General features: G+C 73.5%; 23 protein-coding genes. 13 read left to right on the top strand and 10 right to left on the bottom strand.

All coding sequences use genetic code 11. The annotated features are described in order from the left end of the window. The first annotated feature begins 27 nt into the window (after positions 1–27). The 7 genes from leuA to RSE42_RS11875 all read left to right on the top strand — a co-directional run bounded on the left by leuA (position 28) and on the right by RSE42_RS11875 (position 6,570). Complete coding sequence (leuA, locus tag RSE42_RS11905; protein ID WP_043651760.1) at positions 28–1,809, top strand: 2-isopropylmalate synthase; 1,782 nt, start codon at positions 28–30, stop codon at positions 1,807–1,809. A 120-nt stretch (positions 1,810–1,929) separates the two neighbouring features. Further along, a complete protein-coding gene (locus RSE42_RS11900) occupies positions 1,930–3,051 on the top strand; it encodes an ABC transporter permease (RefSeq protein ID WP_415296348.1) in 1,122 nt (373 codons plus the stop codon). Beyond that, on the top strand, positions 3,048–3,758 hold the full coding sequence (locus RSE42_RS11895; RefSeq protein WP_415296346.1) for an ABC transporter ATP-binding protein: 711 nt from the start codon (positions 3,048–3,050) through the stop codon (positions 3,756–3,758). Before RSE42_RS11900 ends, RSE42_RS11895 begins: the two co-directional genes overlap by 4 nt. A gap of 120 nt (positions 3,759–3,878) precedes the next feature. Continuing rightward, the gene (locus RSE42_RS11890; RefSeq protein WP_086151097.1) at positions 3,879–4,451 is read left to right on the top strand and encodes a TetR/AcrR family transcriptional regulator; all 573 of its coding nucleotides are present in this window, start codon (positions 3,879–3,881) and stop codon (positions 4,449–4,451) included. A 54-nt stretch (positions 4,452–4,505) separates the two neighbouring features. Beyond that, positions 4,506–5,324, top strand: coding sequence for a DNA repair protein RecO (gene recO / locus RSE42_RS11885; RefSeq protein ID WP_061266734.1), 819 nt, complete (start codon positions 4,506–4,508; stop codon positions 5,322–5,324). Next, on the top strand, positions 5,324–6,127 hold the full coding sequence (locus tag RSE42_RS11880) for an isoprenyl transferase (RefSeq protein ID WP_114554428.1): 804 nt from the start codon (positions 5,324–5,326) through the stop codon (positions 6,125–6,127). Before recO ends, RSE42_RS11880 begins: the two co-directional genes overlap by 1 nt. Positions 6,128–6,195: 68 nt before the next feature. Beyond that, complete coding sequence (locus RSE42_RS11875; protein ID WP_043651741.1) at positions 6,196–6,570, top strand: VOC family protein; 375 nt, start codon at positions 6,196–6,198, stop codon at positions 6,568–6,570. Between the two features lie 28 nt (positions 6,571–6,598). On the opposite strand, the gene RSE42_RS11870 is transcribed toward RSE42_RS11875, so the two are convergent. Genes RSE42_RS11870 through RSE42_RS11845 form a run of 6 tightly spaced genes read right to left on the bottom strand, consistent with a single transcriptional unit; the run spans position 6,599 to position 11,092 of the window. Continuing rightward, the gene (locus RSE42_RS11870; RefSeq protein WP_086151094.1) at positions 6,599–7,276 is read right to left on the bottom strand and encodes an alpha/beta fold hydrolase; all 678 of its coding nucleotides are present in this window, start codon (positions 7,274–7,276) and stop codon (positions 6,599–6,601) included. A gap of 30 nt (positions 7,277–7,306) precedes the next feature. Beyond that, positions 7,307–7,915, bottom strand: a complete 609-nt coding sequence (locus RSE42_RS11865; protein WP_186325272.1) for a DedA family protein — start codon at positions 7,913–7,915, stop codon at positions 7,307–7,309. Between the two features lie 3 nt (positions 7,916–7,918). Beyond that, on the bottom strand, positions 7,919–8,311 hold the full coding sequence (locus RSE42_RS11860; RefSeq protein WP_114553438.1) for a Fur family transcriptional regulator: 393 nt from the start codon (positions 8,309–8,311) through the stop codon (positions 7,919–7,921). Next, positions 8,308–9,276 carry a metal ABC transporter permease gene (locus RSE42_RS11855; protein ID WP_415296342.1) on the bottom strand — a complete coding sequence of 323 codons (969 nt, stop codon included), beginning with the start codon at positions 9,274–9,276 and terminating at the stop codon, positions 8,308–8,310. The genes RSE42_RS11860 and RSE42_RS11855 overlap by 4 nt, the downstream gene beginning before the upstream one ends. Beyond that, positions 9,273–10,103: a metal ABC transporter ATP-binding protein gene (locus RSE42_RS11850; protein WP_082774215.1), complete on the bottom strand. Its 831-nt coding sequence runs from the start codon at positions 10,101–10,103 to the stop codon at positions 9,273–9,275. Before RSE42_RS11850 ends, RSE42_RS11855 begins: the two co-directional genes overlap by 4 nt. Next, positions 10,100–11,092 carry a metal ABC transporter substrate-binding protein gene (locus RSE42_RS11845; protein WP_415296340.1) on the bottom strand — a complete coding sequence of 331 codons (993 nt, stop codon included), beginning with the start codon at positions 11,090–11,092 and terminating at the stop codon, positions 10,100–10,102. Before RSE42_RS11845 ends, RSE42_RS11850 begins: the two co-directional genes overlap by 4 nt. A gap of 161 nt (positions 11,093–11,253) precedes the next feature. On the opposite strand from RSE42_RS11845, the gene RSE42_RS11840 reads away from it, so the two are divergent. Next, complete coding sequence (locus RSE42_RS11840; protein WP_232422896.1) at positions 11,254–12,651, top strand: glycine--tRNA ligase; 1,398 nt, start codon at positions 11,254–11,256, stop codon at positions 12,649–12,651. A gap of 112 nt (positions 12,652–12,763) precedes the next feature. Here RSE42_RS11840 and RSE42_RS11835 read toward each other — a convergent pair whose 3' ends face one another. Continuing rightward, the gene (locus RSE42_RS11835; protein WP_021483859.1) at positions 12,764–12,922 is read right to left on the bottom strand and encodes a hypothetical protein; all 159 of its coding nucleotides are present in this window, start codon (positions 12,920–12,922) and stop codon (positions 12,764–12,766) included. 117 nt (positions 12,923–13,039) lie between these two features. On the opposite strand from RSE42_RS11835, the gene dusB reads away from it, so the two are divergent. Then, positions 13,040–14,275, top strand: a complete 1,236-nt coding sequence (dusB, locus tag RSE42_RS11830) for a tRNA dihydrouridine synthase DusB (protein WP_415296337.1) — start codon at positions 13,040–13,042, stop codon at positions 14,273–14,275. A 114-nt stretch (positions 14,276–14,389) separates the two neighbouring features. Here dusB and RSE42_RS11825 read toward each other — a convergent pair whose 3' ends face one another. Both RSE42_RS11825 and RSE42_RS11820 read right to left on the bottom strand, forming a co-directional pair. Continuing rightward, positions 14,390–16,234, bottom strand: a complete 1,845-nt coding sequence (locus tag RSE42_RS11825; protein ID WP_415296336.1) for a glycoside hydrolase family 13 protein — start codon at positions 16,232–16,234, stop codon at positions 14,390–14,392. A 182-nt stretch (positions 16,235–16,416) separates the two neighbouring features. Next, on the bottom strand, positions 16,417–17,493 hold the full coding sequence (locus tag RSE42_RS11820) for a LacI family DNA-binding transcriptional regulator (protein ID WP_415296335.1): 1,077 nt from the start codon (positions 17,491–17,493) through the stop codon (positions 16,417–16,419). A 264-nt stretch (positions 17,494–17,757) separates the two neighbouring features. Between RSE42_RS11820 and RSE42_RS11815 the strand changes: the two genes are divergently transcribed. From RSE42_RS11815 to RSE42_RS11800, 4 genes are all read left to right on the top strand, one after another. Beyond that, positions 17,758–18,990 carry an extracellular solute-binding protein gene (locus tag RSE42_RS11815; protein ID WP_021482604.1) on the top strand — a complete coding sequence of 411 codons (1,233 nt, stop codon included), beginning with the start codon at positions 17,758–17,760 and terminating at the stop codon, positions 18,988–18,990. Between the two features lie 151 nt (positions 18,991–19,141). Continuing rightward, positions 19,142–20,788: an ABC transporter permease subunit gene (locus tag RSE42_RS11810; RefSeq protein WP_415296334.1), complete on the top strand. Its 1,647-nt coding sequence runs from the start codon at positions 19,142–19,144 to the stop codon at positions 20,786–20,788. Position 20,789: 1 nt separating this feature from the next. Beyond that, entirely contained in the window at positions 20,790–21,701 is a 912-nt protein-coding gene (locus tag RSE42_RS11805) for a sugar ABC transporter permease (protein WP_043651727.1), read from the top strand. Between the two features lie 4 nt (positions 21,702–21,705). Beyond that, positions 21,706–23,547 (top strand): glycoside hydrolase family 13 protein, encoded by a 1,842-nt coding sequence (locus RSE42_RS11800; RefSeq protein WP_144722553.1) that lies wholly within the window; start codon positions 21,706–21,708, stop codon positions 23,545–23,547. Here the strand turns inward: RSE42_RS11800 and RSE42_RS11795 are convergent. Next, positions 23,544–23,975 (bottom strand): hypothetical protein, encoded by a 432-nt coding sequence (locus RSE42_RS11795; protein ID WP_144722552.1) that lies wholly within the window; start codon positions 23,973–23,975, stop codon positions 23,544–23,546. The two genes, RSE42_RS11800 and RSE42_RS11795, sit on opposite strands and share 4 nt — an antisense overlap. Between the last annotated feature and the right edge of the window lie 109 nt (positions 23,976–24,084).

Below are 24,084 nucleotides of genomic sequence, written 5' to 3'. Positions count from 1 at the left end.
GATCAGGACGACCCCGAAGGACCGACGATGAACGCCTCCGCCCCCACCTCGACGCCCACCGCCGCGGACCCGAACCCGCAGCAGCCGTCGGGCATGCCGATCCACAAGTACCTGCCGTTCCACCGGCAGATCGACGTCTCCCTGCCCGACCGCACGTGGCCGGACAAGCGCATCGAGACCGCGCCCCGCTGGTGCGCCGTCGACCTGCGCGACGGGAACCAGGCCCTCATCGAGCCCATGAACGCGGAGCGCAAGCTGCGCATGTTCGAGCTGCTCGTCGCGATGGGCTACAAGGAGATCGAGGTCGGCTTCCCCTCGGCCTCGCAGACCGACTTCGACTTCGTGCGGATGCTCATCGAGGAGGACCGCATCCCGGACGACGTCGTCATCCAGGTCCTCACGCAGTCCCGCGAGCACCTCATCGCCCGCACGTACGAGGCGATCAAGGGCGCGAAGCAGGCGATCGTGCACCTCTACAACTCGACGTCCGTCCTGCAGCGCGAGGTCGTGTTCCGCTCGGACGAGGACGGCATCATCGCGATCGCCGTCGACGGCGCGCGGCTGTGCAAGAAGTTCGAGGAGACCGTCCCGGAGACGACGGTCTACTACGAGTACTCGCCCGAGTCGTACACCGGCACGGAGCTCGAGTTCGCAGCCCGCATCTGCAACGAGGTGCTGGAGGTCTTCGAGCCCCGCCCCGACCGCAAGGTCATCATCAACCTGCCCGCCACGGTCGAGATGGCCACGCCGAACGTCTACGCCGACTCGATCGAGTGGATGAACCGGCACCTGCACCACCGCGAGAACGTCGTGCTGTCGCTGCACCCGCACAACGACCGCGGCACGGCGGTCGCGGCCGCCGAGCTCGGCTACCAGGCGGGCGCGGACCGCATCGAGGGCTGCCTGTTCGGCAACGGCGAGCGCACCGGCAACGTCTGCCTCGTCACGCTGGGCATGAACCTGTTCAGCCAGGGCGTGGACCCGCAGATCGACTTCTCCGACATCGACCACGTGCGCCGCACGGTGGAGTACTGCAACCAGCTCGGCGTCCCCGAGCGGCACCCCTACGCGGGCGACCTGGTCTTCACGGCGTTCTCCGGCTCGCACCAGGACGCCATCAAGAAGGGCTTCGACGCGATGGCCGTCCGTGCGGAGGCGGAGGGCGCCACGGTGGACGACATCACGTGGGCGGTCCCGTACCTGCCGATCGACCCCAAGGACGTCGGCCGCTCGTACGAGGCCGTGATCCGCGTCAACTCGCAGTCCGGCAAGGGCGGCATCTCCTACCTGCTGAAGTCGGAGCGCCACCTCGACCTGCCGCGCCGCCTGCAGATCGAGTTCTCGCAGTCCGTGCAGCAGCACACCGACGCGCACGGCACGGAGGTCACGGGCGAGGACATCTGGCGCCTCTTCTCGGACGAGTACCTGCCCGTCGAGCCCGGTTCCGGCCTGGAGCCGTGGGGCCGGCTCAAGCTGCGCTCCACGCGCGCGTCGTCGAGCGAGGACGGCCCCGACACCCTGAGCGTCGACGTCCTCGACCGCGGCGAGGAGCTGACGCTCGAGGGCACGGGCAACGGCCCGGTCGCGGCGTTCGTCGACGCGATCGCGCAGGTGGGGGTCGACGTCCGCGTCCTGGACTACGCGGAGCACGCGCTCTCGGAGGGCGGGGACGCCACGGCCGCCGCGTACGTGGAGTGCCAGGTGGGCGACGACGTCCTGTGGGGCGTGGGGATCGACCCGTCGATCACGACCGCCTCGCTCAAGGCCATCGTGTCCGCCGTGAACCGCGCGGAGCGTGCCCAGGGCTGACCGCCCTCCCGCCGATCTCACCGACGGCCCGGACGACCTCGTCGTCCGGGCCGTCGGCTTTTTGTCGACACCGTGTTGGTAAGATGCCGACGCACTGTCGACAACATTGGAAGGCTCCTCATGTTCCTCGCGTTGCGCGAGCTCGTCTTCGCGCGCACCCGCTTCCTGCTCATGGGCGGTGTCGTCGCGCTGGTCGCGGTCCTCGTCGTCCTCCTCTCCGGGCTGTCCGCCGGCCTCGTCAACGACGGCGTCTCCGGCCTCAAGCGCACGCCCGTCACCGACTTCGCCTTCGCCGAGGGCACCGGGACGGACGCCGCGTTCACGCGCTCCGTCATCGAGACGGACCAGGTCGGCACCATGGCCGAGCAGCCGGGCGTGCTCGAGGCCGCCCCGTACGGCCTGCTGCTGGCCAACGCGCACCAGGAGGACGGCTCGCCCGTCGACCTCACCCTCGTGGGCGTCGAGCCCGGCTCGTTCGTGGCCCCGGCCGCGATCGCGGAGGGCGACGCCGTCGGGGCGGCGGACGGCATCGTCGTCTCGGCGACCGCCGCCGAGGACGGCCTCGCCGTCGGCGACACCGTGGCCCTCGCGCGCCCGGAGCGCACGCTCACCGTCGTGGGCGTCCTCGAGGACCAGCACACGTTCGGCCACGTCGACATCGCGTACCTCCCGCTCGGCACGTGGCAGGAGCTCCTCGCCGGGGCCGAGCAGCCGGGAGCCGACGTGCCGGACGTCGCGACCGCCGTCGCGCTGCGCACCGACCCCGGGTCGTTCGACCGCGAGGCCGCCGACGCGGCGTCGGGCACGGTGACGCGCACGCTCACCGAGTCCTTCGACGCCTCGCCCGGGTACACGGCCGAGACCGCGACCCTCCTGCTCATCCAGGTGTTCCTCTACGCCATCTCGGCGCTCGTCGTCGGGGCGTTCTTCACCGTGTGGGTCATCCAGCGCCGGCACGAGATCGCCGTGATGCGCGCCATGGGGGCACGGCGCCGCTTCCTGCTCGCCGACTCCCTCGGCCAGGCCGCCGTGCTCCTGCTCGCCTCGATCGCCGTGGGCTTCGCCCTCGGCGTCGCGGCGGGCGCGGGCCTCGGCGCGTCGCCGATGCCGTTCGCGCTCCAGGCGCCCGACCTCGTGCTGGCCGGCGTCCTGCTCTTCGTCCTCGGCATGGCCGGAGCGGCCGTCGCCGTCGCGCGCGTCACCTCCGTCGACCCCCTGACCGCCCTGGGAGGGCAGCGATGAGCACCACCACCCCCGCCACGCCCGTGCTCGAGATCGACCGGGTCACCGTCCGCCACGGCGACGGCGACACCACGGTCGTCGCGCTCGACGAGGTCAGCCTGAGCGTCGCCGCGGGCGAGCTCGTCGGTGTCGTCGGGCCCTCGGGCTCCGGCAAGTCGAGCCTGCTCGCCGTCGCCGGTGCGCTCACGGCGCCGGACTCCGGGACCGTCCGTCTCGAAGGGGTCGACCTCGGCGCGACGAACGACCGCGAGCGGGCCCGGCTGCGGCGCGAGCGCATCGGCTTCGTCTTCCAGTCCGGCAACCTCCTCCCGGCGCTCACGAGCGTCGACCAGCTCCGGCTCGCGCTGCGGGTCGCCGGGATCGACGAGCGCGACCCCCGTGCCCGCGACCCCCGCGAGCTGCTGGGCTCGGTGTCCATGAGCCACCGTGCCGACCGGCGCCCGGACCAGCTCTCGGGCGGCGAGCGGCAGCGCGTGGGGATCGCCCGCGCGCTCGTCGCGAGCCCCGCGCTGCTCCTCGTCGACGAGCCGACGGCGGCGCTCGACCGGGCCCGCAGCCACGAGGTCGTGAGCCTGCTGGCCCGCGAGGTCGAGGCATACGGCGCCGCGGCGCTCATGGTCACGCACGACCACGACGTGCTCGAGCACTGCCACCGGGTCGTCGAGATGGTCGACGGGCGGCTCGGGCTGCCCGCGGCGGCCGGCTGACGTCGGCGGTCGGCCCCGGAGGGCCGCTCCACCGCCCCCGGTCGGGCATGATGGTCCGGCCGGGGGCCGTCGCGCTCCCGGGGGAGCGCTCCGCAGAGCGCTCCGGGAAGGAGGACCCTCGTGCCCAAGATCGCCGCCCCGACGGTGGCCGAGCACCGCGCGGCGCAGCTCCGGACCCTGCTCGACGCCGCCCGCGACCTCATCCGCGAGGACGGCAGCGGGCTCACGCTCGCGGCGGTCGCGGCGCGGGCCGGGCTCGCCCGGTCGAGCGTCTACCAGTACTTCCGGTCGCGGGAGGAGCTGCTCGACGCGGTCGTCGCCGACGTCGTGCCGCGGTGGTCCGCGCGCATCACCGCCGCGGTGGCCACCGCGGCGTCGCCGGAGGACGCGATCGTCGCCTACGCGCGCGAGAACCTGCTCCTCGTGGCCGAGGGCGAGCACGCCGTCGTCGCCGCGCTGCGCGCCGAGGCGGGCCGCGAGGCGCTCGCCCAGCAGAGCGCCGCGATGCACGCGACGATCCTCGTGCCGCTCGTCGAGGCCCTGGAGCAGCTCGGCGTCCCGGACGCCGCGCGCTCCGCGGAGCTCGTCAACGCCGTGGTGCTCGCCGCGGCCCGCCAGGTCGAGGCCGGCGAGGACGCGGGCACGACGCTCGCCCGGGTCCGCGCGGTCCTCGGGTGCCTCGCGCCCGCGTGACCGCCGTCGGCGGGTGGTGCGCGCCGTGTCGGCGGCGTGACGGACAATAGGGGCGTGGTGCTGTACCGAGACGACGCGATCGTGCTGCGCGCCCAGAAGCTGGGCGAGGCGGACCGCATCGTCACCCTCCTGACGCGCGAGCACGGGAAGGTGCGCGCCGTCGGCAAGGGCGTGCGCCGCACGTCGTCCCGGTTCGGCGCGCGGCTCGAGCCGTTCATGCTCGTGGACGTCCAGCTCTACGCGGGCCGGTCGCTGGACACGGTGACGCAGGCGGAGACGATCGGCCCGTACGCGCGCCGGATCTGCGAGGACTACGGCCTGTACACGGCGGGCGCCGCGATGCTCGAGACCGCGGAGCGCCTCGTCGCCGACGAGCGCGAGCCCGCCGTGCAGCAGTACTGGCTGCTCGCGGGCGCGCTGCGGGCGCTCTCGGAGCACGCGCACGCGCCGGGGCTCGTGCTCGACTCCTACCTCCTGCGCGCGCTCGCCGTCGCGGGCTGGGCGCCGTCGTTCGTCGACTGCGCGCGGTGCGGCGAGCCGGGCCCGCACCACGCGTTCGCCGTCGCGCAGGGCGGGGCCGTGTGCTCGCGCTGCCGCCCGCCGGGCTCGACGGCGCCCGCGCCCCAGACCTTCGCCCTGCTCGCCGCGCTGCTCGCGGGGGAGTGGGACGCGGCCGACGCGTCGGACGCCCGGCACCGCAAGGAAGCGAGCGGCCTCGTGGCCGCGTACAGCCAATACCACCTGGAGAGAACGTTGCGATCACTGCGCATGGTGGAGCGGGACGCCCCCGCCCCGCACGTCCCCGCCGTCCCGCACGCCGACGAGGCCGCCGCCTCCGCGGACCCGCGCGCCGGCGCCGGGGCGGACGCCTGATGGCGCGGCGCACGTACCAGCCGCCGTTCCCGCACCCCAGCGGTGCGCGGCCCCCGGCGATCCCGGCGCAGTTCGTGCCGAACCACGTGGCCGTCGTCATGGACGGCAACGGCCGCTGGGCCAACGCGCGCGGGCTGCCGCGCACCGCGGGCCACGAGGCCGGCGAGGCGGCGCTGCTCGACGTCGTCGCGGGCGCCATCGAGATCGGCGTCAAGCACGTGTCGGCGTACGCGTTCTCGACCGAGAACTGGAAGCGCTCCCCCGACGAGGTCCGCTTCCTCATGGGCTTCAACCGCGACGTGATCCGGCGTCGCCGCGACGAGATGGACTCGTGGGGCGTGCGCGTGCGGTGGGCGGGGCGTCGTCCGCGGCTCTGGGCGTCCGTGATCAAGGAGCTCGAGGTCGCGGAGGAGCAGACGAAGCAGAACGACGTCTGCACGCTGACGATGTGCGTCAACTACGGAGGTCGCGCCGAGATCGCCGACGCCGCGGCCGCCATCGCGCGCGAGGTCGCCGCCGGGCGGCTCGACCCGCGCAAGGTCACGGAGCGGACCGTCCAGCAGCACCTCGACGAGCCCGACCTGCCGGACGTCGACCTGTTCCTGCGCAGCTCGGGCGAGCAGCGCACGTCGAACTTCATGCTGTGGCAGGCCGCGTACGCGGAGCTCGTGTTCCTCCCGGAGCCCTGGCCCGACGTGGACCGTCGCTCGCTGTGGCGCGCCGTCGAGGAGTACGCGCGCCGCGACCGCCGCTACGGCGGCGCGGTCGACGCGGTGGGCGGGACGGCGGGCGGCACGGCCTGACGCCGTGCGCGGGCGGCGCGCGCCCTGTCGCCGGGACGCCGTGGGAGGCGGCCGGTAGCGTGCGCGGCATGACTCTGAGCATCGGCATGGTGACCGTCGACTCCACCGACCCGCGGCCGCTCGCCCAGTGGTGGGCGCGCCGCCTCGGCGGGCGGCTCGTCGACGAGGCGGACGGGTGGTTCCTCGAGGTCGTGCCCGCCGAGGGGGTGACGGCTCCGGTCCTCGGGTTCCAGCGCGTCGAGGACCCGACGCCCGGCAAGAACCGGCTGCACCTGGACCTCGGCACGTCCGACCGCGAGGCGGACGTCGCGGCGCTCGTGGCGGACGGCGCGACGCTCGTCGGCGAGCACACCATCCCCGGGTACCGCTGGGCGGTGCTGGCCGACCCGCAGGGCAACCAGTTCTGCGTGGGCGCGCCCGAGGAGCCGACGAGCGTCGGCTGAGGCGGGGTCGTCCCGTCAGGGCGGCCCGTCAGCGGGCCAGCGCGTCGAGCCGGGCGGCGAGCTCGGCCGGGCGGCTGAGCGCCACGAGGTGGCCGCCCGGCATCGTCTCGACCTCCGCGCCGAGCCGCTCGCGCGCGACGGCGCGCTGGAAGGGCGGCGGGAAGAGCCGGTCGTCGTCGCCCTGCAGCACGACCGTGGGCACGGCGGGCCAGGCGCGGGCCGGCCACGGCTCGGCGAAGGACCGCTCGGACGGCTGCCGGTCGCTGCGCTGCACGACGGCCGCGACCGGCTCCGGCACGTCGTGGAAGAAGTCGTCCACGGGGTCGAACGGGCCCAGGCCCGTGGCGGCACGACGCGCGGCGTGGTCCGTCGCGCGCCACCAGTCGCCCCCGCTCTCGCCCGGTCGCGGGATCATCGGGTTGAGCAGCACGAGCAGGCGGACCGCCTCGCGCTCGCACACGAGCGGCCCGACGTACGCGCCCATGGACTGGGCGACGACGACGAGGTCGTCCCGCTCGGCGGCGGCCGTCGCCCGGTGCAGCGTCGTGACCGCGACGTCGGTGAGGTCCGCCCAGCCGTGGCCCTCGTCGTGCTGGGGCAGGTCGACGGCGACCGGCCGGTGGCCGAGCCGGTCGAGCTCCGGGACGAGCAGGTCCCAGTACGCGGGGTCGCCGCCGGCGCCGGGCAGCAGGAGGAACGTCGTCATGGGGGTTCGGACGGTCCGGGACGCGTCATCTCATCGGTCGGTGCGCGGCGCGTCCTCGTCGCGGGGGAGCGTCGCCTGCCCGTCCAGCGCGGGGACGTCCCCGGCGGGCGCGCCGGTCGGCACGACCGCGGCGTCGGCGCCCGCCCGGGCGGCCCGACGGCGGACCATGAGGACCACCGCCACGACGACCACGACGACGATCGCGACGAGCACCGCGACGCCCGTCGGCGAGCCCGTCGCGGCGGCGAACGCGGCGGTCCACACCGCCCACCCGACGGTCGCGTAGATCGTCGCGTGCACCGCGCACCCGAGGACCATGGCCGCGAGGTAGCGCCCGAACGGCATGCGCACGACGCCCGCGGCGGCGTTGATCACGGTCTTCGTCCCGGTCGCGAGGAACGACGCGGGCACCGCGAGCACGCCCCACCGCCGCACGGTCTCGATCCCGCGTGCGGCCGACCGCCCGGACAGCCAGGCGTGGACGCGCGCGACCCACGGCTTGACGGGGCGCGTGCGGTCGAGCGTCCACGTCGTGACGAGGCGCGCGATCCAGTAGGTCGCCTGCGTCCGCACGAACGCGATCGCGAAGAAGAAGGCGAAGAGCGCGGCGAACGGGGCGCCGTCCAGCGCGTCGGGCACCGCTCAGTCCTGGACGGCGGTGGCCCGCGCGCAGTCCGCGCACGTGCCGAACAGCTCGATGGTGTGCTGGATGTCGACGAACCCGTGCGAGGTGCCGACCTGGTTGGCCCAGGCCTCGACCGTCGGGCCGTCGATCTCGACGGTCCGGCCGCACGCCCGGCACACGAGGTGGTGGTGGTGCTCGCGGCGCTCGCACCGGCGGTAGAGGTTCTCGCCCTCCTCGGTGCGCAGCACGTCCACGTCGCCGCCGTCCGCGAGGCTCTGCAGCGTGCGGTAGACGGTCGCGAGCCCCACGTTGTCGCCGCGCGTGCGCAGGATCTCGTGGAGCTGCTGCGCGCTGCGGAAGTCCTCCAGGTCCTCCAGCGCGTCCGAGACGGCGGCGCGCTGGCGGGTCATGCGCTGCACGGGTCACCTCCGGTGGTGCGGTGGGTCGACCCCGAGGGTACGAGGTCGAGCTCGACGTCGTCGGGGATGTCCGGGTGCGGGTCCCGCGCGACGCGCGGCCGCCGCCGGACCCACAGGGGTCGCAGCGCAGCGAGGACGAGGTACGTCGCGATCGCGAGGACGACGATCGTCGCACCCGGCGAGACGTTCTTCCAGTACGTGAAGGACAGCCCGACGACGCACACGACCACCCCGACGACCGACGCGACGAGCATCGTGCGGCGGAACGAGCGCGTGACGAGCTGGGCGACCGCGACGGGCACGATCATGAGGGCGCTGACGAGGAGCAGCCCGACGACCCGCATCGACACGGTCACGGTGAGCGCGGCGACGACGGCGACGGCGATGTTCAGCGTGCGCACGGGCAGGCCGGACGCGCGCGCGAACTCCTCGTCGTGGCTCACCGAGAACAGCGCGGCCCGCAGGCCGACGCCGACGAGCAGGATCACCGCGCTGAGGACGACCGTGAGGACGAGGTCCGACGACGTCACCGTCGAGATCGAGCCGAACAGGTACTGCATGAGGCTGCCGGAGGAGCCGCCCGCGAGGCCGATGAGCAGGACGCCGCCCGCGATGCCGCCGTAGAACAGGAGCGCGAGCGCGAGGTCACCGCTCGTGCGGCCCCGCTCGCGCACGAGCTCGATCGCGACCGCGCCGAGCACCGCCGCGACGACCGCGCCGGGGATCGCGAGCGCGTCGTTCGGCACGACGCCCATCGCCGCGCCGACGAGCCACCCGAGCGCGACGCCGGTGAGCGCGACGTGCCCGATGCCGTCGCCGAGCAGCGAGAGCTTGCGCTGCACGAGGTACGTGCCGACGACGGGGGCGCTGACGCCGACGAGCAGCGCCGCGAGGAGGGCGCGCTGCATGAGCGGGTCGGTGAGCAGCAGGGAGATCTCGGAGAACAGGGTGGTCATGAGGCCGTCCTGGGTGCGTGGCCTGCGGAGAGGTCGGGGTTCAGGGTGTCGGTGAGGCCCGTCTCCGGGCCCGCGGGACGGTTGTCGCCGTCGACGGGCTCGTGCGGGTGCAGGTGCTGGTGCGTCGCGCCCGCGTGCGTGGACGACGCGCGGGGCGGGGCGCCGTCGTGCACGACGCGCCCGTGGCGCAGGACGACCGCGCGCTCGACGAGCGGGGCGAGCGCCCCGAGCTCGTGGAGCACCACGAGGACCGTGAGGCCGTCGCCCACGAGGCGCGTCATCGTCGCGGCGAACGCCTCCTGGCTCGGCTTGTCGACGCCCGCGACGGGCTCGTCCAGCACGAGCAGGTCGGGCCGGCGCACGAGGGCGCGCGCGATGAGCACGCGCTGCTGCTGCCCGCCCGAGAGCTCGGCCGTCGAGTCGTCGGCGCGGTCCGCGAGGCCCACGAGCTCGAGCGCCTCGACCGTGCGGTCGCGCCACCCGCGCGGGAGCCGGAGACGGCCGCCGCCGAGGAGCCCGGACGCGACGACCTCCGACGCGGTGGACGGCATGCCCGAGGGCGCGCTCACGCGTTGCGGCACGTAGCCGAGCCGACGCCACGGCAGCCGCGGGCCGAGCGGGGCGCCGAACAGGTCGACGGAGCCGCGGGAGAGCGGCACGATCCCGACGAGCGCGCGGACCAGCGTCGACTTGCCCGAGCCGTTCGCGCCGAGGAGCGAGACGACCTCGCCCGCGCGGACCGAGAGGTCGATGCCGCGCAGGATCTCGCTCCCGCCGAGGGTCACGTGGACGTCGCGCGCGGCGATCAGCTCCGGTGCGTCCGTCATGCGCACGCGAGGCCGGACGTGAGCGCCTCGAGGTTGGACTCCATGACCTCACGGTAGTCCGTCGCGCCCTCCGCGAGGCTCTCGAGCGGGTCGAGCAGCGCGGTCCGGACCCCGAGGTCGTCGGCGAGCGTCTGGGTCACCTTGGGGCTGACGAGCGTCTCGAAGAAGAGCGTGGTCACGCCGTTCTCCCGGACGACCTCGCCCACCTCGCGCAGGCGCGCAGGGGAGGGCTCTGCCTCGGGGTCGATCCCGGAGATCCCGACCTGGTGCAGGTCGTAGCGCTCTGCGAGGTAGCCGAAGGCCTCGTGGGAGGTGACGAGCGTCGCGCCCGCGCACGGGGCGAGCGCCCCGGCGAACTCGGCGTCCAGGTCGTCGAGGTCCGCGGTGAGGGCGGCGGCACCGGCCGCGTAGTCGTCGGCGTGGTCGGGGTCGATCGCGGAGAGCTCGTCGGCGACGGCGTCGCCCACGGCAGCCAGGCGTGTCGGGTCGAGCCAGAAGTGCGGGTCCGTGGGGCCGTGGTCGTGACCGTCGCCGGACTCGTCCGCGTGCTCGGCGTGCTCCTCCGCGGTCTCGTCGGCGTGCTCGCCCTCGCCGCCGGGGTGCTCCTCGAGCCCGGCCGACGCCGCGGCGTCGACCACGTGCTCGGGGGCGCGCTGCTCGATGCCCTCGTCGACCGCGGGCTGGAACCCCGAGAGGTAGACGACGAGGTCGGCGTCGCCGATCGAGCGGACCTGCGCGGGCGCGAGCTCGAGGTCGTGCGGCTCGGCCGCGGGCGGCGTGAGGTTCGCGACGTCGACGTGCTCCCCGCCGACCTGCTCGACGACGTACTGGAGCGGGTAGAACGACGCGAGCACCTGGAGCCGGCCGTCGTCGTCGCCGCCTCCTCCCGAGCCGCCGTCCCCGGGGGAGCACGCCGCGACGAGCGCGGCCGTGGCGAGGGCGGCGGTGGTGGCGAGGGCGCGACGGCGCCGGGCGGGGGAGCGGTGCATGACCACCAGTCTCCGCCTTCTTGAGAATGAATGTCAAAACCGTTCCCGGTGAGCCGGGTCACGGCCGGGTACGCTGGTCGGTCGGCGCCCGTGCGGGCGTCGCCCACCCGTCCAGCCCCCACGAGCCACGTGCGGGGCCGTGAGCACCAGGAGTGATGTCCGTGGCCGCAGCGCCCTCACCCACCGCCCGTCTCGACGCCGTCGTCTCCCTCGCCAAGCGGCGCGGGTTCGTCTTCCCCTCGGGCGAGATCTACGGCGGCACCCGCTCCGCGTGGGACTACGGGCCCCTGGGCACCGAGCTCAAGGAGAACATCAAGAAGCAGTGGTGGCGCGCGATGGTCACGAGCCGCGACGACGTCGTGGGTCTCGACTCGTCCGTGATCCTGCCGCGCCAGGTGTGGGTCGCGTCGGGCCACGTGGGCGTCTTCACCGACCCGCTGACGGAGTGCCTGCACTGCCACAAGCGGTTCCGCGAGGACCAGATGATCGAGGAGTTCGAGGAGAAGAAGGGCCGCGCGCCCGAGGGCGGCCTCGCCGAGATCGTCTGCCCGAACTGCGGCACGCGCGGGCAGTGGACCGAGCCGCGCGACTTCAACATGATGCTCAAGACGCACCTCGGCCCCGTCGAGGACGAGTCGGGCCTGCACTACCTGCGCCCCGAGACGGCGCAGGGCATCTTCGTGAACTTCGCCAACGTCATGGGCGCGAGCCGGAAGAAGCCGCCGTTCGGCATCGGCCAGATCGGCAAGTCGTTCCGCAACGAGATCACGCCGGGCAACTTCATCTTCCGCACGCGCGAGTTCGAGCAGATGGAGATGGAGTTCTTCGTCGAGCCCGGCACGGACGCCGAGTGGCACCAGTACTGGATCGACACGCGCACCGACTGGTACGTGGACCTCGGTATCGCGCGCGACAACTTGCGCCTGTACGAGCACCCGCAGGAGAAGCTCTCGCACTACTCGACCCGCACGGTCGACATCGAGTACCGCTTCGGCTTCTCCGGCTCGGAGTGGGGCGAGCTCGAGGGCATCGCGAACCGCACCGACTTCGACCTCAAGACGCACGCGGAGCACTCCGGCAAGGACCTGTCGTACTTCGACCAGACGAAGAACGAGCGCTGGGTGCCCTACGTCATCGAGCCGGCCGCGGGTCTCACGCGCTCGCTCATGGCGTTCCTCGTCGAGGCGTACACCGAGGACGAGGCGCCGAACGCGAAGGGCGGCGTGGACACGCGCACGGTCCTGCGCCTCGACCACCGCCTCGCGCCGGTCAAGGCCGCCGTGCTCCCGCTGAGCCGCAACGAGCAGCTCTCGCCCAAGGCGAAGGACCTCGCGACCGAGCTCCGCAAGTACTGGAACGTCGACTTCGACGACGCCGGCGCCATCGGCCGCCGGTACCGCCGCCAGGACGAGATCGGCACGCCGTTCTGCATCACGGTCGACTTCGACACGCTCGACGACCAGGCCGTGACGATCCGCCACCGCGACTCGATGAGCCAGGAGCGCGTCGCGCTCGACAAGGTCACCGAGTACCTCGCCGGGCACCTGCTCGGCGCCTGACGCGTCACCGGCCCGGCGCACCGGCGCCGGGCAACGCAGGAGGGGCGGGACCGTACGGTCCCGCCCCTCCTGTCGCGTCTCGTCGGGACGCGTCGCCCCCAGCGGCCTCGCGCTAGCGGGCCGCCCCCTTAGCCCTGTTGAGCAGGCCGATCACCAGGCTCACGACGAGCACGATGATGCCGATCCAGATGAGGATCTTCGCGGCCTCGATGGCGACGCCGAGGATGAGGAGCACGGCGCCGACGATGACCAGGATGAGCCAGAGAGGCATGTCGTCCCTTTCGTCCGTGTCCGGCCTGGATTGCCGGACCTCCTCAACACTGCCACGACCGTGCGCTGCTCGCTCGTCGAAACGGGGCTCGTCGTGCAGCGGGAGCCGGGTGGGACAATGGAGCGCGTGACTGCACCCGCTCCTGCCCTCAGCACGACGACCGACCGCCCCGACCCGGGGACCGGTCCGCTCGTGGCGCCGCTGCGGATCGGCCCGATCGTCGTCCGGACGCCGGTGGTCCTCGCCCCGATGGCCGGCGTCACGAACCGCGCGTTCCGCACGCTGTGCCGCGAGGCTGGCGCGTCCGGCGGCGACGACCCCGGCCTGTACGTCGCCGAGATGGTCACGAGCCGCGCGCTCGTCGAGCGCAACCCCGAGGCGCTGCGCATCGTGACGTTCGGCGCCGACGAGACGCCGCGGTCCGCGCAGGTGTACGGCGTGGACCCCGCGACCGTCCGCGAGGCCGTGCGCATCATCGTCGCCGAGGACCGCGCCGACCACGTCGACCTGAACTTCGGCTGCCCGGTGCCCAAGGTCACGCGCAAGGGCGGGGGAGCGGCGCTGCCCTGGAAGCGCGACCTGTTCACGGCGATCGTGCAGGGCGCGGTCGAGGCCGCCCGTCCGTTCGGGGTCCCCGTCACCGTGAAGATGCGCAAGGGCATCGACGACGACCACCTCACCTACCTCGAGGCCGGCCGGATCGCGGAAGGCCTGGGCGTCGCCGCCGTCGCGCTGCACGCGCGCACCGCCGCCGAGCACTACTCCGGCACGGCCGACTGGTCGGCGATCGCACGTCTCAAGGAGGCCGTGACGAGCGTGCCGGTGCTCGGCAACGGCGACATCTGGTCGGCCGAGGACGCCGTGCGCATGGTGCGCGAGACCGGGTGCGACGGCGTCGTCGTCGGGCGCGGCTGCCAGGGCCGGCCGTGGCTGTTCGCCGACCTCGCCGCGGCGTTCGCGGGCCGCCCGGAGCGCGTGCGCCCCGGGCTGCGCGAGGTGGCGGGCACGATCTACCGCCACGGCGAGCTCATGATCGAGTACTTCGACGGCGACGAGGGCAAGGGCATGCGCGACCTGCGCAAGCACATGGCCTGGTACCTCAAGGGCTACGCGGTGGGCGGCGACGCGCGCCGCGCGCTCGCGATGGTCTCGACGCTCGCCGAGCTGCGCGCGCTGCTCGACGAGCTCGATCAGGACGCGCCCTACCCCGGCGAGGCCGCCGAGGGTCAGCGCGGCCGGGCCGGGTCGCCCAAGACGCCGCACCTGCCGTACGGCTGGCTCGACTCGCGCGAGCTCGACGCCGAGCACGAGGAGCGCCTGCGCGAGGCCGAGCTGAGCGTCTCCGGCGGCTGAGCGCCGCCCTCTCGCCGGCTACCCGAGCGCGGCCCTGCACCGGCGGGACGCAAAGCACGACGGCCGGGACCCCCGCTGGGGTCCCGGCCGTCGTGCACGACGCGGCGGCGTCGGTCAGTGCGCGCGCAGCCAGACGGTCGTGTCGGACGGGACGCGGACCTGCGGGTCCGCGGAGCGGTCGGTCAGGACCGGGCCGGAGGCCACGAGGACCTCCGCGCCGTGCGGCAGGACCACGGGCTCGGCGCCCAGGTTCGCGAGCACGACGACGTCGCGGTTGCGGAAGGCGACGACGTCCGCCGAGCCGGCGAACTCCTCGACCCACGCGAGCGTGCCCGCGCCCAGACGCTCCGCGCGACGCGTGGCGAGGGCCGTGCGGTACGTCTCGTAGGTCGAGCCCTCGACGCCGCGCTGGACGTCCGCGGCGTAGCGGCCGTACGACTGCGGCTGGGGGAGCCAGGTCTTGCCGGACGGCCCGAACCCGAAGCCCTCGGCGTCGGCGCGCCAGGGGAGGGGGATGCGGCAGCCGTCGCGGCCCGCCTCGGCGCCCTGGGTGCGGAAGAACGCGGGGTCCTCGCGGACGTCGTCGGGCAGGGCGGTGTGCTCGGGGAGGCCGAGCTCCTCGCCCTGGTAGAGGTACGACGACCCGGGCAGGCCGAGCATGAGCAGCGACGCGGCGCGTGCGCGGCGCAGGCCGAGCTCCTCCTCGGGCTGCGGGTCGTGGGCGAAGATGCCGTTGGGGCGCAGGCCCGGGTCGGCCAGGCCGAGGCGCGACGCGTGGCGCACGACGTCGTGGTTCGACAGGACCCACGTCGTGGGGGCGCCGACCTCGTCGTTCGCGTGCAGCGACGCCGCGATCACGGTGCGCAGCGGCGCGGCCGCCCACCCGGTGGTGAGGAACGAGAAGTTGAACGCCTGGTGCATCTCGTCCGGGCGGACGTAGCGGGCGAGGCGCGAGAGCGGCTCGACCCAGGCCTCGGCGACGAGGGCGCGGTCGCCGTCGTACTCGGCGAGCACGCGGTGCCACGCGCGGTAGATCTCGTGGACGCCGTCCTGGTCGAACATCGGGCCGGAGTTCCCGGCGCCCGTCGAGCCGTCCTCGGGGGCGCCCGGGTCGGTGCCCTCCTCGCCGGCCTCGGTGCCCTCGACCATCGAGACGGTGCCGTCCCAGTCGGGCAGGCCGTCGGCCTTGATCATGCCGTGCGCGACGTCGACGCGGAACCCGTCCACGCCCTTGTCGAGCCAGAAGCGCAGGACCTGCTCGAACTCCTCGCGCACCTCGGGGTTGTCCCACGCGAGGTCCGGCTGGGTCGAGTCGAAGAGGTGCAGGTACCACTGCCCGGGCGTCTCGCCCTCGGCGCCGGTCACGGGGCGTGCGTTCGCGCCGGCCGTCACGCGGGTCCACGCGGGGCCGCCGAAGATCGACTGCCAGTTGTTCGGGGGCAGCTCGCCGTGCTCGCCCTCGCCCTCGCGGAAGATGTAGCGCGCGCGCTCGGGGGAGCCCTCGGGCGACGCGAGCGCCGCCTGGAACCAGGCGTGCTGGTCCGACGTGTGGTTCGGGACGAGGTCGACGATGATGCGGATGCCGCGCGCGTGCGCCTGGGCGAGGAGCTCGTCGAAGTCGGCGAGCGTGCCGAACAGGGGGTCGACGTCGCGGTAGTCGGCGACGTCGTAGCCCGCGTCCTTCTGGGGCGAGCGGTAGAACGGGCTCAGCCAGACGGCGTCGACCCCGAGCTCGGCGAGGTGGTCGAGCTTCGAGGTGATGCCGGGCAGGTCGCCGACGCCGTCGCCGTCGCCGTCCGCGAAGGAGCGCGGGTACACCTGGTAGATGACGGCGTCGCGCCACCACTCGGGGGCCTCGCCCGGCCCGGTGTGCACGAGCGCGCCCGTGCTGAAGGGCGCCGGGGCGGTGGCCAGCCCGGTGCTGGTCGCGGCGGTCGGCGTCGAATCGATACGAGTCATCGAGCTGTCGGTCCTCACGTACGTGGTGCTGGGGTTTTCAGGGGATCTTCCGGTGGTGGTCACTCGGCTGGCGGAGCGGGGTGTCGCCGACCCTCCGTCGAGTGTAAGCGCTTGCGGTGCGGTGCCGACGAGGGGTCGGCGGATGCCCGCAGCGAGGTGCGTGGACTTCCGGGGCGCCGGTCTCAGGCGGTCGGCGAGCCCGCCGCGGCGACCGTGCTCGCGTCCGTCGCGGACGCCGCGCGGGCCGGGGCGGCCCCGGTCGAGTCGCGGACGATGAGCTCCGGCTGGAAGAGGAGCTCGGTCCGCGGTGCACGCTCGCCCGCGATCTCCGTGAGCAGCGCGCTCACGGCGGCGTGCGCCATGGCGCTCACGGGCTGGCGCACCGTGGTGAGCGGCGGGTCGGTGAAGGCGATGAGGGGCGAGTCGTCGTAGCCGAGCACCGAGACGTCCTGCGGCACGCGCAGCCCGCGCGAGCGCGCTGCGCGGATGGCGCCGAGCGCCATGAGGTCGGAGCCGCAGACGATCGCGGTGTGGCCCGAGTCGATGAGCTCGCCGCCCGCGGCCTGGCCGCCCTCGACGGTGTAGAGCGTCACGACGACGTGCTGGGCAACCTCTGCCTCGTCGGCGACGAGACCGTGCCGCACGAGCGACTCGGCGAAGCTCGCGAGCTTGCGCCGCGCGGGGACGAAGCGGTCGGGGCCGATCGCGAGGCCGACGCTGCGGTGCCCGAGCGAGACGAGGTGCCGCACCGAGAGCTCGACGCTCGCGACGTCGTCGGGCGAGACGAACGGGGCGTCGATGCCCTCGGCGAAGCCGTTGACCAGGACGATCGGGATGCCCCGGCTGCGCAGCCGCTCGTAGCGCTCGTGGCTCGCCTGGGTGTCCGCGTGCAGGCCGGAGACGAAGACGATGCCGTCGACCGCGTGGTCCATGAGCATGTCGACGTAGTCGTCCTCCGTGGTCCCGCCCGGCGACTGCGTGCACAGCAGCGGCGTGTACCCGTGCTCGGACAGGAGCGACTCGATCGTCTGGGCGAACGCAGGGAAGACGGGGTTCGTCAGCTCGGGGACGACGAGGCCGACGAGGCCGGCGGAGCGGGTGCGCAGCGTCGACGGTCGCTCGTAGCCCAGCACGTCGAGCGCGGCGAGCACCGCCTGGCGGGTCTCGCTCGCGACGCCGGGCTTCCCGTTGAGGACGCGCGAGACCGTCGCCGTGGAGACGCCTGCCTGGGCGGCGAGATCACTGAGACGGGTACGCACATGGGGCAGCGTAGGGGACACCGGACCTCCTCGTCCTGGTCGTCCGGTCGGCGAGCCGCGATCCCCTGTGCGGAGGCGCGCGGACCCGTCGACCGGAGGAGGCGGGTGGGCGCCGGTCGACGCCCTGCAAAGCGTTGCATGAAAGTTACCGCAACGACTTGCACCTGTGCCACCTCCCGCTCTACCGTCGTGCCCATCAGGGTCCGGCGCCGGTGCCAACGCCGGAGCGGGCCGCCCATCACGACACGCTTGGAGTGACCACTGATGCGACGGAGCATCCTTCTTGCCGCCGCGCTGACCACGACGCTGGCGCTGACCGCCTGCTCGTCCGGCGGCTCGGGCGACGAGACCACCGACGAGCCGAGCGCCGAGGGTTCGTCCGCCGGTGGCTCGCTGACCGTCTGGGTCGACGAGACCCGTCAGGACGCCGTGACCGCGGCGGCCGAGTCGTTCGAGACCGAGACGGGCACGACGGTCGACGTCGTGCTCAAGAACTTCGAGGACATCCGGGCGGACTTCCTCGCCCAGGTCCCGACGGGCGAGGGCCCCGACATCACCGTCGGCGCCCACGACTGGCTGGGCGAGCTCACCACGAACGGCGTCGTGGCGCCGCTCGAGCTGGGCGACAAGGCGGCCGAGTTCGAGGACGTCTCCATCGAGGCGTTCACGCAGGACGGCCAGGTCTACGGCCTGCCCTACGCGATCGAGAACATCGCCCTCATCCGCAACACCGCGCTCGCGCCGACCGCCCCCGCCACGTGGGACGAGGCCGTGGCCGCGGGCCAGGCCGCCGGGACGCAGTTCCCGATCCTGGTCCAGTCGGACGGCGACAAGGGTGACCCGTACACCCACTACCCGTTCCAGACGTCGTTCGGCGCCCCCGTCTTCGCGCAGAACGAGGACGGCAGCTACTCGTCCGAGCTCGCGATGGGCGGCCCCGAGGGCCAGGCGTTCGCGCAGTGGCTCGGCGCCCAGGGTGCGGCCGGCGTGCTCAGCCAGGACACGACCTACGACATCGCCGTCGAGGCGTTCAAGAACGGCCAGTCGCCGTTCATCGTCGGCGGTCCGTGGATGATCGACTCGTTCGAGGGCCTCGACCTGTCGATCGACCCGATCCCCACCGCGGGCGGCCAGCCCGCGCAGCCGTTCGTCGGCGTCCAGGGCTTCTACCTGAGCGCGGAGAGCGACAACGCGATCGTCGCGAACGACTTCCTCGTGAACTTCCTGTCCACCGAGGACGCTCAGCTCGCGCTGTACGAGGCGGGCAACCGTCCGCCGGCGCTGACCGCCGCCGCCGACACCGCCGCCGCGGACGACCCGATCGTCGCGGGCTTCCGCGCCGTGGGTGCCGAGGCCGTGCCGATGCCGTCGATCCCCGAGATGGCTTCCGTGTGGAGCTTCTGGGGCGTCACCGAGGCGGCGATCGTCGCCGGTGCCGACCCGGTCTCGAGCTGGGACAAGATGATCGCCGACATCCAGGGCGCGATCGACTCCTGATCCGGGTGCAGCCCGCCGTCGCGGTGCGCAGGGCTCCTGCGCACCGCGACGGCGCGTCCCGACCTCCGGCCCGGAACGGGCCGCGACGCAGCACGACGACACTCCAGAAGACGCAGCACCCCGCGCGTCCGACGACCTCGGAGGCACCACGATGTCCGCCCCTCAGACCACGGCCGGCGACGAGCGCGTCGGCACCTCCGGAGCCGACGGCCCGCCGCCGCGCGGCGAGCGCCGCCTGCGGCCGCGCGACGCCTCGCACGCGCGCGACTACGGGCCCGGGTTCTTCGTCAAGCTCGCCCTCATGGCGGTCGTGGACGCGCTCGGCGTGTACGTGGTCTGGTCGGCGTGGACGGCGGGCTCGTACGGCATCCTCGCCGCGACGCTCGCGATGCTCCTCGCGGCCAACTGGGTGTACTTCTCGAAGCGGTCCCTGCCGCTCAAGTACATCCTGCCCGGCCTGATCTTCCTGCTCGTCTACCAGATCTTCGTCGTCGGGTACACGGGCTACGTGGCGTTCACCAACTACGGCACGGGCCACAACTCGACGAAGGAGCAGGCGGTCTCCGCGCTGCTCATCCAGAACGAGCGCCGGGTCGAGGGCTCGGCGTCGTCCGCGCTGACCGTCGTCGAGGACGGCGACGCGCTCGGGTTCGCGGTCGTCACCGACGACGGCGAGGTCGAGGCCGGCACGGCCGAGCGGCCGCTGTCGGTCGTCGACGGCGCGACCGTCGAGGACGGCCGCGCGACCGAGGTCCCCGGGTACACGGTCCTCCCGCGCGACCAGGTGCTGCAGCGCCAGGCCGAGGTGACCGAGCTGCGCGTCCCCGTCTCGGACGACCCCGAGGACGGCTCGATCCGCACCACCGACGCCCGCACCGGCTACGTGTACACGTCCGCCCTCGAGTGGGACGCGGCGGCGGACACGATGACCGACACCACGACGGGCACGGTCTACACGCCGAACGACGAGGGCCAGTTCGAGGCGCCCGACGGCTCGACCCTCGCGGTCGGGTGGCGCGTCCCGGTCGGGTTCGACAACTTCGTCACCGCGTTCTCGGACGCCCGCTACGCCCAGCCGTTCGTCAAGATCCTGGTGTGGACGTTCGTGTTCGCGATCGGCTCGGTCGCCACGACGTTCCTGCTCGGCCTGTTCCTCGCGATCGTCTTCAACGACACCCGGATGCGCGGGCGCAAGGTCTACCGGACGCTCATGATCCTGCCGTACGCGATCCCGGGCTTCCTCGCGGCGCTGCTGTGGTCCGGGCTGCTCAACACGCGGTTCGGGTTCATCAACGAGGTGATCCTGGGCGGCGCGCACATCCCGTGGCTCACCGACCCCTGGCTGGCGAAGCTGTCCGTGCTCGGGGTGAACCTGTGGCTGGGCTTCCCCTACATGTTCCTCATCTGCACGGGCGCCCTGCAGTCCCTGCCGTCCGACGTCATGGAGGCCGCGAAGATCGACGGCGCGGGCCGCTGGACCACGTGGCGCGCGATCACGCTGCCGCTGCTGCTCATCTCGACCGCGCCGCTGCTCATCTCGTCCTTCGCCTTCAACTTCAACAACTTCACCCTGATCTACATGCTCACCGGGGGCGGGCCACGCTTCGCCGACGCGTCCGTGCCGCTCGGCCACACGGACATCCTCATCTCGATGGTGTACTCGATCTCCGGCGTCGACGGCTCGGCGCAGAAGGACTTCGGGCTCGCGAGCGCCCTGTCGATCGTCATCTTCGTCATCGTGGGGACGATCTCGGCCATCGCCTTCCGCAGCACGCGCAAGTTCGAGGAGATCAGCTGACATGGCGACCACCCAGGCACCCCCCGTCGTCGGCGGCACCGCCGTCCCGGCGTCCCGGAACCGCATGCGCCCGGGGCGCTGGTTCTCCGAGCTGGGCTGGCGGCACGTCGTCGGCGTGATCGCCGTCGTCTACGCCGCGTTCCCGCTCGTGTACGTCCTGTCGGCGTCGCTGTCGGAGAACGGGACGCTCACCGGCTCCAACTCGCTGTTCTCCGACGTGAGCACCGCGAACTACGCCCAGCTCGGCACCACGATGTTCTGGACGTGGATGGGCAACACGCTCGTCATCGCGGTCGCGACGTCGGTCGGCACCGTGCTCATGGGCGCGGCGGCGGCGTACGCGTTCTCCCGGTTCCGCTTCAGCGGCCGGCGGGCCGGCCTCACGTCCCTGCTGATCATCCAGATGTTCCCGCAGATGCTCGCGTTCGTCGCGATCTTCCTGCTGCTCATCGGGCTGGGGAACGTCGTGCCGGTCCTCGGGCTCAACAGCAAGATCGCGCTCGTCGCGGTGTACCTCGGCGGGGCCCTGGGCGTGAACACGTTCCTCATGTACGGGTTCTTCAACACCGTGCCGCGCGAGCTCGACGAGGCCGCGAAGATCGACGGCGCGACCCACACGCAGATCTACTGGACGATCATCCTGCGCCTCGTCGCGCCGATCCTCGCCGTGGTAGCGCTGCTGTCGTTCATCAGCACGTTCGGCGAGTTCATCATCGCGCGCATCGTCCTGTCGTCCGAGAGCAACTGGACCCTCGCCGTCGGGCTGTACGGGTGGGTGTCGTCGCTCAAGGAGGCCAACTGGGGCCTCTTCACGGCCGGTGCCGTCATCTCGGCGCTGCCCGTGCTCGCCCTGTTCCTCTACCTGCAGAAGTACATCGTGGGCGGCCTCACGGCCGGCTCCGTGAAGGGCTGACCGCGTGCACGACGTCGCCACCCCCGTCCCGCACCACGACGGCTCGGCGCTGTACGTCCCCGAGGGCGTCCCCGCCCTCGGGGACACGGTCCCCGTCCGCGTGCGCGTGCCCCGGTCGGCCGGCGTGCGCGACGTGTGGCTGCGCACCGTGCGCGACGGCGAGCCGCGCCTCGCCCCGGCGCGCCTCGACCGCTCGGACGAGCACGAGGACTGGTACGTCGCCGAGGTCCTCGTGCACAACCCGGTGACCGGCTACCGGTTCTTCCTCGACGAGGGCGAGCGCGGCTACCGCTGGCTCAACGGCCGGGGGGTGTGGGACCGCGACGTGCCCGACGCCGCGGACTTCCGCCTCACCGTCCACGAGGGCGCGCCCGCGTGGATGCGCGACGGCGTCGTGTACCAGGTCTTCCCCGACCGGTTCGCGCGCTCGGCCGGGGCCGACGGGCGTCCGCTGCCGGAGTGGGCCGTCCCCGCGGCCTGGGACGACGAGCCGCACGGCGCGGGGCCCGACGTCGGCACGCAGTACTACGGGGGCGACCTCGCCGGGGTCGAGGAGCGGCTCGACCACCTCGTGGCGCTCGGCGTCACGACGCTCTACACGACGCCCGTCTTCCCGGGGCGCTCCAACCACCGCTACGACGCGAGCACGTTCGACCACGTCGACCCGCTGCTCGGCGGCGACGCGGCGTACGCGTCGCTGATCCGCGCCGCGCACGCGCGCGGGCTGCGCGTCATGGGCGACCTCACGACGAACCACACGGGCGCCGGGCACGAGTGGTTCGCGCGGGCGCTCGCCGACCCCGGCGCGCCGGAGCGCGACTTCTACTACTGGACCGACGGCGAGCCCGGGTACGTGGGCTGGCTCGAGCACGCGTCGCTGCCGAAGCTGTCGTACGGCTCGGCCGAGCTCGGGGCGCGCATGATCGACGGGCCCGGGTCCGTCGTCGGGCGCTACCTGCGCGAGCCGTTCGGCCTCGACGGGTGGCGCATCGACGTCGCCAACATGACGGGGCGCTTCGGCGCCGAGGACCGCACGCTCGACGTCGCGCGGCGCCTGCGTTCGACGATGCGGGGCGTGAACCCGGAGGCCGCTCTCGTCGCCGAGCACTTCCACGACGCGTCCGGCGACCTCGCGGGCGACGGCTGGCACGCGAACATGAACTACTCGGCGTTCACGCGCCCGGCGTGGACCTGGCTGTCTCCCGCGCACTCGCCCGTGCCCTACCTCGGGCTGCCCGTGCGCACGCCGCGCCGGGCCGGGCCGGCGGTCGTGGAGACGATGCGCGAGTTCGACGCCGTGCTGCCGTGGCGCGTGACCGCGTCGCAGTGGAACATGCTCGGCTCGCACGACACCCCGCGGCTGCGCTCGATCGTCGGCTCGCGCGAGATGGTCGAGGTCGCGGCGACGCTCCTGCTCACCTACCCGGGCACGCCCGTCGTCTTCGCGGGCGACGAGGTGGGGCTCACGGGCCTCAACGGCGAGCACGCGCGCGCGACCATGCCGTGGGACGACGCGGGCTCGGCCCAGGGGCGCTGGGACGGCGCGACGTTCGACCTGTACCGGGCGCTCATCGCGGTGCGCCGCGGCTCGGACGCGCTGCGCCGCGGCGGCCTGCGCTGGGTGCACGTCGCCGACGACGCCCTCGTCTACCTCCGGGAGACGCCCGAGGAGCGCGTGCTCGTCGCGCTCGTCCGCGCGCCGTGGGACGGCGTCACGCTGCACCCCGCGCTCGCGGGACGCGGGGAGCCCGAGCGGCTGCACGGCGCGCTGACCCTGACGACGCACGACGGCGGCGCCCGGCTCGCGGGCGACGGCCCGGCCGTCGGGGTGTGGCGGCTGCCCTAGCCGAACAGGTGCGCGACCGCGCGCACCGCGTCGTCGTACTGCGCGCGGTCGAACGTGAAGGGCCCGAGCGCGGAGTAGTCCCACTCGGGACGGAACGGCTGCGTGAGGTCGCGCCACGTGACGGTCGTCGCGTCGGAGTCGACCGCCACCTCGAACGGCCAGCACCCCGCCTCGTGGCAGTCGCACGCGAGCACCCACGCCCGCCCGCCCGCGGGCACGCGACCCCGCCCGTACCACTGGTGCGCGGCGTCGCCGTAGCGGAAGAACGCGGGGACCAGCCCGCCGTACGCGCCCGCGGGGGAGTACCCGCGCGCCGACTCGAACCGTCCGACGACGTCCACGAGCGACCGGCCGTCCACGTACGGGACGACCTCGACCAGGCCGTCGACGGTGACGGCCCGCAGCTCGAGCGCACGCGCTGCACCCATACGCCGGAGGGTACGCCCGCGGCGGCCCGCCCGCCGTCCGCCGGGTGCCGACCGGCGTCGTTACGCTGGGGCCCGTGCAGACGTTCGAGCAGCAGGCGTTCGACCCCGC

Origin of the sequence: Cellulosimicrobium sp. SJTW-1 (assembly GCF_047716875.1) — a bacterium.
Taxonomy (GTDB): Bacteria; Actinomycetota; Actinomycetes; order Actinomycetales; family Cellulomonadaceae; genus Cellulosimicrobium; species Cellulosimicrobium funkei.
Note: the sequence above shows the minus strand (reverse complement) of the source record. Positions and strands in the feature narration are given on the sequence as shown.

Bases quoted from the DNA above. Each gene is read 5' to 3' on its own strand.
- leuA (WP_043651760.1), top strand. From the start codon at position 28: ATGAACGCCTCCGCCCCCACCTCGACGCCCACCGCCGCGGACCCGAAC.
- RSE42_RS11900 (WP_415296348.1), top strand. From the start codon at position 1,930: ATGTTCCTCGCGTTGCGCGAGCTCGTCTTCGCGCGCACCCGCTTCCTG.
- RSE42_RS11895 (WP_415296346.1), top strand. From the start codon at position 3,048: ATGAGCACCACCACCCCCGCCACGCCCGTGCTCGAGATCGACCGGGTC.
- RSE42_RS11880 (WP_114554428.1), top strand. From the start codon at position 5,324: ATGGCGCGGCGCACGTACCAGCCGCCGTTCCCGCACCCCAGCGGTGCG.
- RSE42_RS11875 (WP_043651741.1), top strand. From the start codon at position 6,196: ATGACTCTGAGCATCGGCATGGTGACCGTCGACTCCACCGACCCGCGG.
- RSE42_RS11870 (WP_086151094.1), bottom strand. From the start codon at position 7,276: ATGACGACGTTCCTCCTGCTGCCCGGCGCCGGCGGCGACCCCGCGTAC.
- RSE42_RS11860 (WP_114553438.1), bottom strand. From the start codon at position 8,311: ATGACCCGCCAGCGCGCCGCCGTCTCGGACGCGCTGGAGGACCTGGAG.
- RSE42_RS11855 (WP_415296342.1), bottom strand. From the start codon at position 9,276: ATGACCACCCTGTTCTCCGAGATCTCCCTGCTGCTCACCGACCCGCTC.
- RSE42_RS11850 (WP_082774215.1), bottom strand. From the start codon at position 10,103: ATGACGGACGCACCGGAGCTGATCGCCGCGCGCGACGTCCACGTGACC.
- RSE42_RS11845 (WP_415296340.1), bottom strand. From the start codon at position 11,092: ATGCACCGCTCCCCCGCCCGGCGCCGTCGCGCCCTCGCCACCACCGCC.
- RSE42_RS11835 (WP_021483859.1), bottom strand. From the start codon at position 12,922: ATGCCTCTCTGGCTCATCCTGGTCATCGTCGGCGCCGTGCTCCTCATC.
- dusB (WP_415296337.1), top strand. From the start codon at position 13,040: ATGGAGCGCGTGACTGCACCCGCTCCTGCCCTCAGCACGACGACCGAC.
- RSE42_RS11825 (WP_415296336.1), bottom strand. From the start codon at position 16,234: ATGACTCGTATCGATTCGACGCCGACCGCCGCGACCAGCACCGGGCTG.
- RSE42_RS11815 (WP_021482604.1), top strand. From the start codon at position 17,758: ATGCGACGGAGCATCCTTCTTGCCGCCGCGCTGACCACGACGCTGGCG.
- RSE42_RS11810 (WP_415296334.1), top strand. From the start codon at position 19,142: ATGTCCGCCCCTCAGACCACGGCCGGCGACGAGCGCGTCGGCACCTCC.
- RSE42_RS11805 (WP_043651727.1), top strand. From the start codon at position 20,790: ATGGCGACCACCCAGGCACCCCCCGTCGTCGGCGGCACCGCCGTCCCG.
- RSE42_RS11795 (WP_144722552.1), bottom strand. From the start codon at position 23,975: ATGGGTGCAGCGCGTGCGCTCGAGCTGCGGGCCGTCACCGTCGACGGC.